The sequence below is a fragment of the Streptomyces sp. NPDC014656 genome (assembly GCF_043084305.1).
In the GTDB taxonomy this organism is placed as follows: Bacteria; Actinomycetota; Actinomycetes; order Streptomycetales; family Streptomycetaceae; genus Streptomyces.
The window spans coordinates 63,143-76,985 of record NZ_JBIBZN010000009.1 but is presented as its reverse complement, the minus strand read 5'-3'; the positions used below and the strand labels follow the sequence as shown (position 1 = coordinate 76,985).

General features: G+C 72.8%; 12 protein-coding genes and 1 pseudogene. 8 read left to right on the top strand and 5 right to left on the bottom strand.

The genetic code is table 11. From position 1 onward, the window contains the following. Positions 1-94: 94 nt before the first annotated feature. Positions 95-877, bottom strand: a complete 783-nt coding sequence (locus ACF1ED_RS21015; RefSeq protein WP_391762545.1) for an SDR family oxidoreductase — start codon at positions 875-877, stop codon at positions 95-97. A 1,048-nt stretch (positions 878-1,925) separates the two neighbouring features. Here ACF1ED_RS21015 and ACF1ED_RS21010 point away from each other — a divergent pair. Beyond that, complete coding sequence (locus tag ACF1ED_RS21010; protein ID WP_391762543.1) at positions 1,926-2,276, top strand: hypothetical protein; 351 nt, start codon at positions 1,926-1,928, stop codon at positions 2,274-2,276. 103 nt (positions 2,277-2,379) lie between these two features. On the opposite strand, the pseudogene ACF1ED_RS21005 reads toward ACF1ED_RS21010, so the two are convergent. Then, a pseudogene (locus ACF1ED_RS21005) lies at positions 2,380-2,637 on the bottom strand (IS5/IS1182 family transposase); the annotation flags it as partial. A gap of 403 nt (positions 2,638-3,040) precedes the next feature. Here ACF1ED_RS21005 and ACF1ED_RS21000 point away from each other — a divergent pair. Continuing rightward, positions 3,041-3,838 carry a matrixin family metalloprotease gene (locus ACF1ED_RS21000; RefSeq protein WP_391762541.1) on the top strand — a complete coding sequence of 266 codons (798 nt, stop codon included), beginning with the start codon at positions 3,041-3,043 and terminating at the stop codon, positions 3,836-3,838. A 228-nt stretch (positions 3,839-4,066) separates the two neighbouring features. Here ACF1ED_RS21000 and ACF1ED_RS20995 read toward each other — a convergent pair whose 3' ends face one another. From ACF1ED_RS20995 to ACF1ED_RS20985, 3 genes are all read right to left on the bottom strand, one after another. After that, positions 4,067-4,768 (bottom strand): alpha/beta hydrolase, encoded by a 702-nt coding sequence (locus ACF1ED_RS20995; RefSeq protein ID WP_391762539.1) that lies wholly within the window; start codon positions 4,766-4,768, stop codon positions 4,067-4,069. Between the two features lie 58 nt (positions 4,769-4,826). After that, a complete protein-coding gene (locus tag ACF1ED_RS20990; protein ID WP_391762537.1) occupies positions 4,827-5,762 on the bottom strand; it encodes an SDR family NAD(P)-dependent oxidoreductase in 936 nt (311 codons plus the stop codon). A gap of 441 nt (positions 5,763-6,203) precedes the next feature. Next, positions 6,204-7,646, bottom strand: a complete 1,443-nt coding sequence (locus tag ACF1ED_RS20985; RefSeq protein WP_391762535.1) for an aldehyde dehydrogenase — start codon at positions 7,644-7,646, stop codon at positions 6,204-6,206. 192 nt (positions 7,647-7,838) lie between these two features. On the opposite strand from ACF1ED_RS20985, the gene ACF1ED_RS20980 reads away from it, so the two are divergent. The 6 genes from ACF1ED_RS20980 to ACF1ED_RS20955 all read left to right on the top strand — a co-directional run bounded on the left by ACF1ED_RS20980 (position 7,839) and on the right by ACF1ED_RS20955 (position 13,841). Continuing rightward, positions 7,839-8,342, top strand: a complete 504-nt coding sequence (locus ACF1ED_RS20980) for a TetR/AcrR family transcriptional regulator (protein ID WP_391762943.1) — start codon at positions 7,839-7,841, stop codon at positions 8,340-8,342. A gap of 441 nt (positions 8,343-8,783) precedes the next feature. After that, positions 8,784-9,851 (top strand): alpha/beta fold hydrolase, encoded by a 1,068-nt coding sequence (locus tag ACF1ED_RS20975; protein ID WP_391762533.1) that lies wholly within the window; start codon positions 8,784-8,786, stop codon positions 9,849-9,851. A gap of 64 nt (positions 9,852-9,915) precedes the next feature. Next, positions 9,916-10,761, top strand: coding sequence for a creatininase family protein (locus tag ACF1ED_RS20970; RefSeq protein WP_391762531.1), 846 nt, complete (start codon positions 9,916-9,918; stop codon positions 10,759-10,761). A gap of 233 nt (positions 10,762-10,994) precedes the next feature. After that, the gene (locus ACF1ED_RS20965; RefSeq protein WP_391762529.1) at positions 10,995-11,891 is read left to right on the top strand and encodes an alpha/beta fold hydrolase; all 897 of its coding nucleotides are present in this window, start codon (positions 10,995-10,997) and stop codon (positions 11,889-11,891) included. Positions 11,892-12,196: 305 nt separating this feature from the next. Continuing rightward, complete coding sequence (locus ACF1ED_RS20960; RefSeq protein WP_391762527.1) at positions 12,197-12,913, top strand: flavodoxin family protein; 717 nt, start codon at positions 12,197-12,199, stop codon at positions 12,911-12,913. Between the two features lie 199 nt (positions 12,914-13,112). Beyond that, positions 13,113-13,841: a DUF6193 family natural product biosynthesis protein gene (locus ACF1ED_RS20955; RefSeq protein ID WP_391762525.1), complete on the top strand. Its 729-nt coding sequence runs from the start codon at positions 13,113-13,115 to the stop codon at positions 13,839-13,841. Positions 13,842-13,843 lie beyond the last annotated feature (2 nt).

Below are 13,843 nucleotides of genomic sequence, written 5' to 3'. Positions count from 1 at the left end.
CCCACCCGCCGCGCCGTCGCTCTTGTGACGCGCCCGGACGCGCCACGGCATCGAGTGACACGTTCCGCGTGGCAGGCCCGGACCGGCCGCGCCTTCAGTAGAGCGACGTGGCGGACGTGGCTCCTCCGTCCACGGTGAAGACGGTCCCGCTGGTGTAGCTCGACCGGTCCGAGGCCAGGAAGGCGACGAGGTCGGCGATCTCCCGCGGCTCGGCCGGCCGGCCGAGCGGGTAGTGGGCGGTGAGTTCGGCGTACCTGCTCTCGTCCGACAGGGCGGTCCGCGCCGCGTTCTTCAGGTGCTGGACCATCCTTTCCGTGGCCACCGGGCCCGGGTTGACTCCCACCACGCGGACGCCGTCGGCGAGACTGGTGCCTCCGAGGGCGCGTGAGAACGCCATGAGGGCGGCGTTCCCGGTGCTCCCCGCCAGGTAGCGGCTGTCGACGCTCTCCCCCGCGTTGCCGATGATGTTGACGACGACGCCCCTGCCGCGCCGCTTCATCTCCGCGTACAGCAGGCGGGTGAGGTTGACGTAGCCGTACACCTTCAGCTCCCAGCCGTGGCGCCAGCTCTCCTCGGTGGTGGCGTCGAGCGTGCCGCCCGGGACGTCTCCCGCGTTGTTCACGAGGATGTCGACGTCCGCGGCCTTCGCCGCCAGCCCGGCCAGGTCACCGGGATCCCTGAGGTCCACGACGCTGGTGGTCACCTTGACGTGGTGGGCCGAGCGGAGCCGGGCGGCCGTCTCCTCCAGGAGCGGACCGCCACGGGCGGCGAGGTGGAGGTCGCACTGCTCCTCGGCCAGTACTTCCGCGACCGCCGCCCCGATGCCCCGGGAAGCCCCGGTGACGAGAGCGGTGCGGCCGGACAAACGCAAGTCCATGGTGGGCCCTTCTGCCTCGCGCGGCCGTGCCGCGCGCGCCCGTGGAACCGGGCGCTTCCGGTGCCGCGGCGCTACGAGGACCCACGAGGGGCGGGGTCCGAGCCGCCGTGCCGCTCAACCGTACTACCGGACCCCCCCGAACTCACACGTACCCCACGCGCCCACGCGCCCACGCACCGACGCACCGACGCACCGACGCACCGACGTGACCCACGCAGCCACGTGCCCCTCGGCTGGCACACGTGTCTGACGCGGGCGGCGCCGGCGGGCCGGCCGGTCACCCCATGCCGTCGGCCTCGGCCACCGCCGCGGCGAAGGCTCCGGGCTTCTCCTGGGGCAGGTTGTGTCCGGCGCCCGGCGAACAGCGCCCGGGGGACGCGGAGCGCGTCCATGAACGCGACCAGATCCGCGCCGAGCGCCGCCTGCTGTCCGGACCGGGGGGAACCGGCCTCCGGGAACAGGGTCCCGCCGTGGCCGCGCAGGTAGGGGACGTAACAGCGGTAGCCGCGCGGGGCGAGTTCCGCGACCACCTCGGCGTAGGAGCCGACGGGGTCGAAGGGCCAGCCGTGCAGGAGGACCACGGGCGTGCCGTGGGCCGGCCCGACGTCGTGGTGGGCGATCTCCAGCACGTCGGTACGCACCCGGCGCACCGGTCCGAGGCCCCGCGCGGCCGGTCCGGGCGAGCTGGCGCCGGTGTGCGCCGTCGCCCCGCCGGCCCCGTGGAGGACGGAGGCTCCCGCCACCGCCGCCGTGATGCTCCCGGCCAGCCTCCGCCTGCTGAGCATGCCGTTCCCCGCGTTCGGGTGGGGCCGTGCGGAGACCCGCACACCCGATTCGTCACCGCTCCGACAGGTCACGAGGATCGACGGGGCGGCACACACCGTCAAGGGCCACACGTGTGACGCGGGCGAGCGCCCCGCTCCCCCCCACACGTACCAATGTGGCTCGATTTCGACCTCCCCCAGAATGGTTGAACACGAAATAATCTGTCGACCGATTCATACCGCCGCCCCTCGGGCGCCGGCACACCAGACGAGAGGCGGACCGTATGTTCACCCGCTCGGCCACGCTCCGCACCGCTGCCGCGGCCATGACGGCGGCCCTGACCGCCCTCGGCGCCGGGACGGCGAGCGCCACCGGCTGGCCCCCGCTGTCGGAGGGCGCCCACCTCTACTCCGGCGCGAACGGAACGGGCACCGTGACGAAGGTCGACCTCGCCGACGTCGGCACCTGCCACGACCTGACGCGGCCGGCCCGTTCCCTGCAGGTCGTCAACGGCTCCGCGGCCGTGGTCCTGTACTCCGGAGCCGGCTGCACCGGTCAGGCCTGGGCGAGCGGATCCCTCGCCCAGAGCAACCTCCCCTTCCCCGAGCCGAGCTACCGGGTGGTCGGCGTCTGACCGCCGGCCGCACCCACGGCACCGTCGGGGACGACGCCGACGCCGGGCCTCACGTGCCGGGCAGGCAAGGCGTCTCGGGGCGCTGACGGCCCCACGGCGAGCGGGCCACGGCCATACCCGCCTCCGCGCGGGTCGGGGCGAGGGCGGTCAGGAGGGCCGCGGCCTCGGTGGCGTACCGCCGGGTGATGGTGGTCCCGGCGCCCTGTCCGCCCGCGAGCCGGGCATACGGGCGTGCCTCGCGGAGGTGTGCGAGTGCGAGCAGGGCCTGCCGCCCCGCGTACAGCCGTCTCCGCCCGGTACCGAGCTCCTCGCGGCGCCGGCCGAGCCGGTCCGGCAGGGGGCGTGGGGCAGAACTGGACACCCCGAAGCCGGACGGGTGACGAGCGTACGAAGCCGCCGGTGGGGGCGGATTCCTTGGTCGGGACCCCCTCCACCAGCGGCTTCGCCTGTCCGCCGGCCCCACCGGCAGACCCGCCCGGCAGCCCGGTCGGAAGGCCCCCACCGGCCCCAGGGAACCGGCCGACCCGCCGGGCCCTGGGGCGTTCCGCTTGTCGTGCTTCGCCCAGGGCCGCCGACCGCCTGTCCCCTTCCACCGGGCACGGCGGCACGCACAACACCGGCGACAACCGCCCCTTGGGCCACTCTGCGACCGATCGCCCGAAAATGGGGTCCCCACCCCTGACGCATACATGCCAGCCTGCTCCCTGCGGCGCCGTGTCTTCGATCGCGGACGCGGTCGAGGGCGTCGAAATGGGGGGACCCACATGTTCCGAGCAACCAGATCCATGGTCGGACTGGCCGGCCTCGTACTGATGCTGGCGGGACTGGCGGCGCCACAAGCCGCCGCCGGCCCGTCGCGCGGCGCGGACCCCAGGCCCGCCGCCGTCCAGCACGACGAAGCGGTGTACGTCGTGCAGGAACGAGAGGACGGCACCGTCCACACCTCCATCTACGAGCCCGCGGCGGGCGTCACGCCCGACGAGCTGAGGGCGTCACTGCGGCGCCAAGGCGTCCGAGGCGTGCAGGACGCGGAACCGGCGGCCACGGCCGGCATCGGGACGCTCGGCTGTTCCCCGGTCGTCGGGACCGCGTCCGCGCTGTGCGGCGCCAAGTGGTCCTACGGGGCCTACAACGACCCGCAGGTGTACTTCCTCGACCACACCAGCGACAGCTGGCCGGTGAGCGACGCACAGGTCGACTGGTACCAGTCGCCCGGCATCGACGCCTACTACCGCTGGTACACAGCCGGCTGCCCCAGCGGCCGCCACTGCGTGCACACCTACAGCGGCAGCTACGGAACCGACTGGTACGGCCAGACCTCGTACACCACCTCCGGCGGGTACTTCGTGGACGGTTCGGTCGTCGTGAGGCTCAACGACCAGGTCACGCCGAACACCTACGCGGCGCGGCGCAGCGTCGCGTGCCACGAGATGGGCCACGCGCTGGGGCTGGACCACAACGGGTCGACCAACAGCTGCATGTCGGTTCCCGAGTTCCCGCAGCACCCGTCGTCCCAGGACTACTCGGTGCTGAACCTGCTCTACCCGAAGGCCGGCACCTGACGGACCCGGCCCGCCGCCCCCGGCCCGGTGCCGGGCCGGGGGCGGCGGGGACTCCCTCGGCTCGCCGGTGAGCCGCACCAGCACGTCCGGCTCGCCGGTGGAGCGCGCGTAGGACGTGGCGCGGGGGACGCGCGGCGTGACGGGCCGTCCGGCGTCGGGGCACGGGGCTCGGCGGCGCCTCCGGTCCGCGTGCGGGCCCGCTCGGCGGTCCGTCCCGCGCCCCGTGCCTCACCGCCGCGCGATCCGGTCCAGCAGTCCGGCCAGTTCCCCGGGCATGGAGAGCAGCGGGCTGTGGCCGCTGGCCAGGTGGTACGTGGCGCCGGTCCGCTCGGCGAACGGCTGCTGGTACGACGGGGGCAGGCTCTGGTCGTCGTCGCACAGGACGTAGCTGGTGGGGAGGGCCTTCCAGCCGGCCCGGTTCACCGGCTCGGCGAACGAGAGCGCGCTCTGCGGCAGCAGACGGGCGAGGGCCGCGTCCCGCTCGTCCCCGGGCACGTCGTTGTAGAGGGTCTCCGCTGGGTTCTCCCGTACGGGGATGACGCCCTCCACGGTCGCGAGGTCCGGCTGCTCGCCACCGAAACAGGTCATCAGGCTCTCGCCTTCGTCCAGGACGAAGGCGGCCACGTAGACGACGTGGGCGACGTTCGCGGCCCCCGCGGTGGCCTGGGTGACCGGCGCGCCGCCGTAGGAGTGGCCGACGACCACGACGGGACCCCCGATGGCGGCGATCTTCTCGCGGATCACCCGCGCGTCGTCGAGGAGGCCGGGCAGACGGCCCTGGGCCCCTTCGTCGACGACGCTCGGCAAGTCGACGGTGTGGCTGGTCCAGCCGCGCGCCGAAAGGGCGCCCTGGAGCTCGCGCCAGCACCACGAGCGGTGCCAGGCGCCGTGCACCAGGAGGAACTCGGGGGTGCGTCCGGTGTCGTTCATCGTCTTTCCTCGTCCTGTCGTTCGGTGACGCGCGGTGGTGCCCCGTGGCCGGCGGGCGTCAGCGCGCCACGGGGAGCGAGAGGTCCCACAGCCGGTCCGCGGCGGCGGGGTCGACCGACCACCGGGCGACGCCCGCCATCGGGTCGGGGCCGCCGTCGACGACCTCGGCCTCCTGGTTGTCCTCGAAGTACCTCCCGCTCACCCCGTCGAGGAGCGGGGAGGCGGCCAGCAGCACGGTGGTGGCGGCGCCCTGGGCCGGGGTCTTGTAGTGGTCGGGGGTGAGGAGCCCGCCGTCCGCGTCCATGGCTCCGAGGGCCTGCATGGTCGCCCTGTCGAGGTGGCGCGTCAGGTTGGTGTGGATCCATCCGGGGGCGCAGGAGTTGGCCACGATGCCGTACTCCGCCCAGCGGCGGCTGATCCCCACCGCGAACAGCGCCATGGCGGTCTTCGACCGCGCGTAGGCGAGGAAGGGGTCGTAGGGCCGGCGCTCGAACTGCGGGTCCTCGAAGTCGAAGCCCGCCCTGAGCTGGGCACCGGAGCTGAGCGTGACCACGCGCGGCCGCTCCGCCCGCTGGAGCGCGTCGCGCAGGCCGACGGCCAGCGCGAAGTGGCCGAGGTAGTTGGTGGCGAGTTGTGCCTCCCAGCCTTCGGCGGTGAGCCGCCGGGCGGGGAGCATCATGACGCCTGCGTTGGCGACGAGGGCGTCGAGCGGCCCGCGCCAGCCTGCGCAGAAGGCCCGGACCGAGGCCAGGTCCGCGAGGTCGAGTGCGACCGCCCGGGTTCCCGGGAGTTCCCCGACCAGCGCGTCGGCCGCGGCCGGGTCGCGGGTGGCGATGGTCACCTCGGCCCCCGCTCCGGCGAGCGCGCGCACCGTCTCGGTGCCGAGACCGGAGGACCCTCCGGTGACGATCATCCGTCGCCCTCGGAGGTCGACTCCCCGGAGCACCTCGGCGGCGGTGGTCCGCGTGCCGAACGGCGTGGTCTTCAGTGTCATGCCTGCGCCTGTCTTCGCGAAGGGACGGGGTGCCGGCCCGGGTCGGGTCGGGGCCGGGACGGATGGGAATGGGGCCCGGGTCGGGGCCGGGAGGGACGGGTGCCGACCCGGCGGGGCCGGGACGGATGGGGGTGGGGCCCGGGCGGGGCCGGGAGGGACGGGTGCGGGGGCTGCGACGGGGCCGCGACGGGGCTGGGGGCTCGCGACGCCCCGGGGCCCGCGACGCCCCGGGGGCCCGCGGCGGCCGGGGGCCGTGCTGCGGCAACCATACAACGTGTTCATACATGTCGCCCTCGCCGGGAGACCCGAGGTGTGTGAGGGGGCGCCCCTCCTCCGGGGAATACATGTGCGGGGGGGGCGGGCGTGAGGGGCAGTCTCCTTCGGGTGCCTGACCCGGACGCCCGCGCGCGGGAAGCCGGGCGCACACCTGCGCCCTGCCCGTCAGAGGGTGATGGTCTTGTACTCGGTGTAGGTGCCGAGGCCGACCGCGCCGTACTCGCGGCCGATGCCGCTGGCCTTGAAGCCGCCGAACGGGCCGTCGAAGGCGACGGAGGCGCCGTTGACCGTGACGGTGCCGGTGCGCACGCGGCGGGCGACGGCGAGGGCGTGCTCCTCGTCGGCGGACCAGACGCCGCCGGAGAGGCCGTACTCGGAGTCGTTGGCGATGCGGACGGCGTCGTCCTCGTCGTCGTAGGCGATGACGACCAGGACCGGGCCGAAGATCTCCTCCTGGGCGATCCGCATGGAGTTGTCGACGTCCGCGAAGACGGTGGGCGTGACGTAGTTGCCCTTCTCCAGGCCCTCGGGGACCTGCGGGCCGCCGGTGACCAGGCGGGCGCCCTCCTCGATGCCGAGCCGGATGTAGTCACGCACCCGCTCCTGCTGGTCGGGGCGGATCATCGGGCCGATGAAGGTGTCGGGGTCGGCCGGGTCGCCGACCTTGAGCGACTCGACCAGTTCCTTCAGCCCGGCCACGACCTCCTCGTACCGGCTGCGCGGGGCGAGGATGCGGGTCTGGGCGATGCAGGACTCGCCGTTGTTGAGCAGCGAGCCGAACTTGACGCCCGCGACGGCCTTCGCGATGTCGGCGTCGGGCAGGATGATCGCGGCGGACTTGCCGCCCAGCTCCAGGCTGACGCGCTTGAGCTGCTCGCCCGCGATGGCGGCGATGCGTCGTCCGGCGCGCGTCGAACCGGTGAAGGCGATCTTGTCGACGTCCTGGTGGGACACCAGGTACTCGCTGGTCTCGCGGTCCGCGGGCAGGACGCTGACGACGCCCTCGGGCAGACCGGTGCGCTCCAGCAGCTCGGCCAGGAAGCCCATGCTCGGCGAGTTCTCGGGAGAGACCTTGAGGACCACGGAGTTCCCGGCGACGAGGGCGGGGATGATCTTCGAGGTGGCGGAGGAGAAGGGCGAGTTCCACGGGATCACCGCGGCCACGACGCCGACCGCCTCGCGGCGGACCACGCTGCGCACCGTCGCCGACGGGTCGGACGGCACCAGGGTCTCCTCCCAGCCGAACTCCTCCGCGGCCTTCAGGTAGGCGTTGGCCTGCCGGGAGAGCCCGGGCTGGCCGGCCCGGGTGAACCACCCCGCCGAGCCGTTCTCCAGCGAGATCAGGTGCGCGATCTTCTCCGCGTTCTCCTCGCGCAGCGCGTTGAACCGGCGCAGGACCGCGACGCGTTCGGCGGGCGGGGTCAGCCGCCACGCGCCCCGGTCGAAGGACTCGCGGGCCGCGGCGACGGCGCGGTCGATGTCCGCGGGCCGCGCCTGGGCGGCCCGGGCGACCACCGACCGGTCGTGCGGCGACGTGATGTCGAGGAGCTCCGGGCTGCTCGGCCGGGTCCAGGATCCACCGATGAAAAGCCTGTCGTAGGTGATCATGCGCTTTCTCTCTTCCCTGCTGCGGTCGTGCGGACCCCTTACCAAACTGTCACTTCAATGTAGCACTTGTGTTGGTTAACTTCGCATAAGCGAGACTTCTCAATCTCCTTTCCTTCTCACTCTAGGTACGCTTAAGGCATGAGAGCCGACGCCGCGCGCAACCTCGAAGCCGTGCTGACCACCGGGGCGCGCATGCTCGCCACCGACCCGCGCGCGAGCGTCGCGAGCATCGCCGCCGAGGCGGGCGTGAACCGGCGCACCGTCCACCGGCGCTTCGCCCGCCGCGAGGACCTCCTCGCCGCCGTCCACGAAGCACGTGTCTCCGCGATCGAAGCGGCCATCGCGGAGGCCCGGCTGCGCGAGGCGCCCGTGGCCGTCGCCCTGCACCGCTACGTCGAGCGGATCGTCACCGTGAACCGGACCTGGCCGGTCGACCTGGCGCGCATGCTCGCCGACGACGGCGTCCGCCGGCGCCGCGACGCCTGCGCCGCCGAGGTCGACGCCTTCCTGCGGCGGGCCACCGACGAGGGCCTCCTGCGCCAGGACCGGCCGGAGGGCTGGGCGGGGCCGCTGCTGCCCGAACTGATGAGACTGGCGTCGCACCGGCAGGCCCACCTCTCCCCCGGCGAGGCCGCCGACGTCGTGGTGGAGACCTTCCTGCACGGGGTGGGAGCCGCCCCCGCCGAAGGCCGGTGAGGGACCCGTCCGCGTCACGGACCGGCGGATCAGTCGAATGACCCAAGCCGCCGAGGGGCGCGGCCCTCCCCCGGACCGCTCGGCCCGGACCGTCATCTGACGGATGTGTCCGCTTTCGCCGCGATCCAGAATGTGGGCGTCGGCCCGGCGCCGGCACGGTGTCGGGCAGACCCGCGCCGACGCCGGACCGCGTCCGGGACTCGTACGGCACATCAGCCCGCCACCTGTGCGGCGGGACCACGTGTGAGCGAGCGTCATCACACCGAAGCGCCGAAGCGCCGAAGCGCCGAAGCGCCGAAGCGCCGAAGTGTCGAAGTGTCGAAGCGCTGACACGCTGACGTGCTGACGCGCTGACACGCCGCGGCCCTCTCGTACCGCGGCTGTGCGCGGCGGGCCCCGGACGCGAGCCGGCCACCGCAACCACGCGACGGAGGGCTTCACATGATCAACAGGCGCACCTTCAACATGGCCGTCGGCCTGGGCACGGGCGCGGCAGCGGCCTCGCTGACCGGGCTGCGGAGCAGCGCGGCGGCGGCCGCCCCCTCACACCGGCCGGGCGGCGCGCCGGTGCCCACGGTGCCGGACATCGCACCCGGCACCCACACCGGTTTCGGCAGGCTCAAGCACGTCAAGGCGGGCGTCCTCGACGTCGGCTACGCCGAGGCGGGCCCCGCCCACGGGCCGGTCGTCCTCTGCCTGCACGGCTGGCCGTACGACATCCACAGCTTCGTCGACGTCGCCCCGCTCCTCGCCGGCCTGGGCTACCGCGTCATCGTCCCCTACCTGCGCGGTCACGGCAGCACCCGCTTCCTGTCCCGCCGCACCCCCCGTACGGCGGAGCAGTCGGCCATCGCGCTCGACGTCATCGCCCTGATGGACGCCCTGAAGATCGACAAGGCGGTCCTGGCGGGCTTCGACTGGGGTTCGCGCACCGCCGACATCATCGCCGCCCTGCGGCCCGAACGCGTCAAGGCCCTGGTCTCCACCAGCGGTTACCTGATCACCGACCGCAAGGCGCAACTGGAGCCGGCGGCCGCGGCCGTCGAGCACAACTGGTGGTACCAGTGGTACTTCGCCACCGACCGCGGCAAGAAGGCCATGGAGAGCGTCGAGGACCGTCTCGCGCTGTGCCGCTACGTGTGGACCCTGGTCTCCCCCAACTGGAACTTCGACGACGCCACGTACCAGCGCACCGCCGAGGCGTTCACGAACCCCGACTACGCGTCGATCGTGCTGTTCAACTACCGCTGGCGCATCGGGCTGGTCGACGGGGAGGCCCGCTACGACCGCTACGAGCGGGCGCTGTCCGCCCGGCCCTCCATCCACGTTCCCACCGTCACCCTCGACGCGGCCCTCGACCCCTTCACCGCGCCCGGCGACGGTACGGGCTACCGCGACCACTTCACCGGCCCCTACGCGCACCGCACCATCGCGGACATCGGCCACAACCTGCCGCAGGAGGCGCCCACCGCCTTCGCGCAGGCGGTCGTCGACGCCGACCGCCTCTGATCCCCGCGCCCGACACCGGCCCGCCGCCCCGTGTCGGCGCCGGCACCTCCAGGAGGAGTCCCAGATGAGCGAAGTCCAGTGGAACCGTCTCACCGCCGCAGAACTGCGCGAGCTCGCGGCGCGGGACGCGGTGGTGCTGCTGCCGGTGGGAGCCACGGAACAGCACGGCCCGCACCTGCCGACCGGCGTGGACGACTTCCTGGCGTCGGAGGTGTGCGGAAGGGCGGCGGCGCTGGCGTCCGGGCACACGGGCGTGGTGGTCACCCCCTCGGTCCCGATCGGGCTGTCGGAGCACCACATGCCGTTCGGCGGCACGCTCACCCTCGGCCTGCCCACGCTGCACGCCCTGCTGCGGGACATCTGCCGGTCCGTCACGCGGGCGGGCTTCTCCCGGATCCTGATCGTCAACGGACACGGCGGGAACATGACCGCGCTGAACGCCCTCACCACGGAACTGACCGTGGAGCTGGGGACGCCGATCGCCTTCGCCAGCTATTTCGGCGCCGGCCGGGAGGCGGTCCGGGACGCCCTGGAGGCGCAGGACGGCCTGATGCACGCCTGCGAGGGCGAGACGTCCATGATGATGGCCGTCTTCCCCGAGCTGATCCGCACCGAGCACCTGCCCGAGGCGCACGGGCCGCGGATCGTCCTCCCGGCCGAGTCCACCGAGCCGGTGTTCATGGCCGTGACCTTCGACCGCGTCACCGGCTCCGGTGTCGCGGGGGACGCCCGGACGGCGAGCCCCGAGAAGGGCGAACGCCTCCTGTCCGGCTGCGCGCGGGCACTGGCCGACATCATCGTGCGGGACCCGTGGACGAAGGACGAGGCCGGAGCCGGAGCGGGGGCCGGAGCCTGGGCCGGGGCGGGGGCAGGGGCCCGGGCGGGGATAGGGGCCCCGACGACGCGCTGAACGCACCTCGCCCCCACCAGGAACACACCTCGTCGGCCGCCCCACGAGGGATCCCCGGTGCGGGGAGGGCGGCCGGCGGCCCGACGCCGGACCCCGATCCCGCACCCCCCAATCTCGTCACCACCTTGACAGGTGACGAATCGCCTGACAAATTCGTCACCAGTCAGAACGGTGACGAAGGGGCGGCGAAGCCGCTCCGTACCCGTTGTCGAAGCACTGGAAGGAAAAACACCGTGGTCAGCAACAAGGGTGGACGCAAGCGACTGGTGACGGGCGTGGTCTCGACGCTCACGGCAGGGCTCGCGCTCGGCGCGTTCGCCCTCAGCGGCACCGCCAACGGCGCGTCCGCCGACACCGCCACCGAGGCGGTGGACACCGTCCAGCACGCCAAGGCCAAGAACAAGACCAAGAACAAGAACAAGCCGACCATCGTCCTGGAGCACGGCGCCTTCGCCGACGGCTCCAGCTGGAACGGTGTCATCGCCGAACTGCGCGCCGACGGCTACCCGGTCGTCGCCGCCGCGAACCCCCTGCGCGGCCCCTCGGCCGACGCCGCCGCCCTGCGCACGGTCCTCGACCACGTCGCGGGCCCCAAGATCCTCGTCGGCCACTCCTACGGCGGCAACGTCATCAGCCAGGCCGCCACCGACGACCCCGACGTCAAGGCCCTCGTCTACGTCGCCGCCTTCCTCCCCGCCCCCGGCGAGAGCGCGCTGGAACTCACCGGCAAGTTCCCCGGCTCCACCCTCCCCGACGCCCTCGACCCGGTCACCTACCAGCAGGCCGACGGCTCCGCCGCCACCGACCTGTACATCCAGCAGGACAAGTTCCGCCGGCAGTTCGCCGCCGACGTCCCCGCGAAGCAGGCCGCCCTCATGGCCGCCGCGCAGCGCCCGATCGCCCAGGCCGCCCTGGAGGAGAAGGCCACCTCCGCCGCCTGGAAGACGAAGCCCTCCTGGGCCGTCGTCACCACGCGCGACCTCAACATCCCCGCCGCCGCCCAGCGCTTCATGGCCGAACGCGCCCACGCCCGCACCACCGAGGTGGCCGCCTCCCACTCCGTCGCCGTCTCCCACCCCCACCTCGTCGCCGACATCATCGAACAAGCCGCCCACACCACCGCCCACTGACCCCCTGGCGGGCACGCGGACACGCCGTCCCCCCCACCTCCCCACCCCGGCGACCCCGGAGACCCCGAACATTCCGGCAGGGGCCGGCCCCGCCTGATCCGGCGATACGTGTCATGGCTGTGAGGCCGCGCGGGTGATCGGATGGACGACTTCGTCAGCGCGGGAGTGGCGTTCGGTCATTCCGTCCGAACGAGGCGAGAGAGTAGGCGGGACATTCGGCCGGCCCGACCCGGAGCCCTGTCGACGTCGGCAGCCGGGCGCGTTCCGCCGCCCGCCCGCCCACTCGTCCGCAGGGGAACGCAACCATGACCGACACCGGCACGTCCTACCGCGGTCTCCGCGCCCTGGTGATCAATTGCACGCTCAAGCGTTCGCCGGAGCGGAGCCACACTCAGGGGCTGATCGACATCAACAGCGGGATCATGGAGCGCCAGGGCGTCGAGGTCGAGGTGCTGCGCGCGGTGGATCTCGACATCGCGACCGGTGTGTGGCCCGACATGACGGAGCACGGCTGGGAGACCGACGAATGGCCCGTCGTCTACTCGAAGGTGATGGCCGCGGACATCCTCACCTTGGCCGGACCCGTATGGCTGGGCGACAACTCTTCCGTCATGAAGAAGGTGATCGAGCGTCTGTATGCCTGCTCGTCGATCCTCAACGAGCAGGGCCAGTACGCCTACTACGGCCGCGTGGGCGGCTGCCTGATCACCGGTAACGAGGACGGCGCCAAGCACTGCGCGATGAACGTCCTCTACAGCCTCCAGCATCTCGGATACGTCATCCCGCCGCAGGCGGACGCGGGCTGGGTCGGCGAGGCCGGCCCAGGCCCGTCGTACCTCGACCCCGGCTCCGGCGGGCCGGACAACGACTTCACGAACCGCAACACGACCTTCATGACCTGGAACCAGCTCCACCTGGCGAAGATGCTCAGGGACGCCGGTGGCATCCCCGCCCACGGAAACCAGCGCTCCGAGTGGGACGCCGGCTGCCGGTTCGACTTCGAGAACCCCGAGCACCGTTGAGGGCGGGCCGGAGCGGCCGAAGGTCTTTGGGCCCCGTCACAGGCGAGCGGCGGCCCTCCCCGCTCCTGGAACCCTCCCTGGTGCGCGTGTATCCCCTGCCCCCATGCCCGGGCGTTCGCTTCGGACTGGGTGACGCACCCTTGGCGGGTGCCTCGAGACACCGTTTCTTTTCGTTGTCCCGAGGCGCCACACTGCTGAGGTGAACCCCGACCTTTATCCCGACCTGGCCGCTGCGGGCACCTTGGCCGCCGCTCTGGAACGCGTGGCAGTCGAACTGGCCGTGGACGTGAAAGTGGTGCCCGAGGGCTGGGGGGCGTCCGTCTCGGCGATCAGTCCGCCCCCCGTGCCCTTCCGCCGGCCCCTGGCCGTTGCTCTCGGAGCGAAGGAGCGCATGTTCCTGCTGTGGGGCAGGAGCCGAGGGGTCGAACTCATCAGAGGGTCGACGACAGACCTCAGGGACGTGGTGCTGGCGGCAGTGGCCTGGGGAGAGGGCAGGAGCCTGAGCGAGCTGCACGAGCTCTTTCCCTTCATGTCCTCGGACGAGCGCGCGAAGGCGCATGAACGCGGTCCGGCGGCGGTGGTGGACCTCCAGTGGCGGCTGTTGAAGGAACAGGCAGCGGGTGAGCCCGGGTTCCCGGAGTTCGGCCTGCTGGTGGAAGCGGCGTATGCCGAGCCGCGGCTCAGGCGGCTGTCGGCGTTCTCCAGTCACTGGACGCTGGGCTTCAGCGCCAGCACTGGCCGTTCGTCCAAGGTGGAGGTCGCCGTCGTCCCCGCGTGCGGCGGCCGCCCCTACCGGGTTCAGGAGTTCCTTCACGACGGCCGCGTGATCGGTGAGGCCCGGACGGCTGATGAGGCTGTCGCTCTGGCAACTGCTCACCTTCCAGCGGGGCTCGGCCCTGCCGTCGCCGGACCTGACGACGCCCGGTGACG

Bases quoted from the DNA above. Each gene is read 5' to 3' on its own strand.
- ACF1ED_RS20975 (WP_391762533.1), top strand. From the start codon at position 8,784: ATGATCAACAGGCGCACCTTCAACATGGCCGTCGGCCTGGGCACGGGC.
- ACF1ED_RS20960 (WP_391762527.1), top strand. From the start codon at position 12,197: ATGACCGACACCGGCACGTCCTACCGCGGTCTCCGCGCCCTGGTGATC.
- ACF1ED_RS20985 (WP_391762535.1), bottom strand. From the start codon at position 7,646: ATGATCACCTACGACAGGCTTTTCATCGGTGGATCCTGGACCCGGCCG.
- ACF1ED_RS20970 (WP_391762531.1), top strand. From the start codon at position 9,916: ATGAGCGAAGTCCAGTGGAACCGTCTCACCGCCGCAGAACTGCGCGAG.
- ACF1ED_RS20980 (WP_391762943.1), top strand. From the start codon at position 7,839: ATGCTCGCCACCGACCCGCGCGCGAGCGTCGCGAGCATCGCCGCCGAG.
- ACF1ED_RS21010 (WP_391762543.1), top strand. From the start codon at position 1,926: ATGTTCACCCGCTCGGCCACGCTCCGCACCGCTGCCGCGGCCATGACG.
- ACF1ED_RS20990 (WP_391762537.1), bottom strand. From the start codon at position 5,762: ATGACACTGAAGACCACGCCGTTCGGCACGCGGACCACCGCCGCCGAG.
- ACF1ED_RS20995 (WP_391762539.1), bottom strand. From the start codon at position 4,768: ATGAACGACACCGGACGCACCCCCGAGTTCCTCCTGGTGCACGGCGCC.
- ACF1ED_RS21000 (WP_391762541.1), top strand. From the start codon at position 3,041: ATGTTCCGAGCAACCAGATCCATGGTCGGACTGGCCGGCCTCGTACTG.
- ACF1ED_RS21015 (WP_391762545.1), bottom strand. From the start codon at position 877: ATGGACTTGCGTTTGTCCGGCCGCACCGCTCTCGTCACCGGGGCTTCC.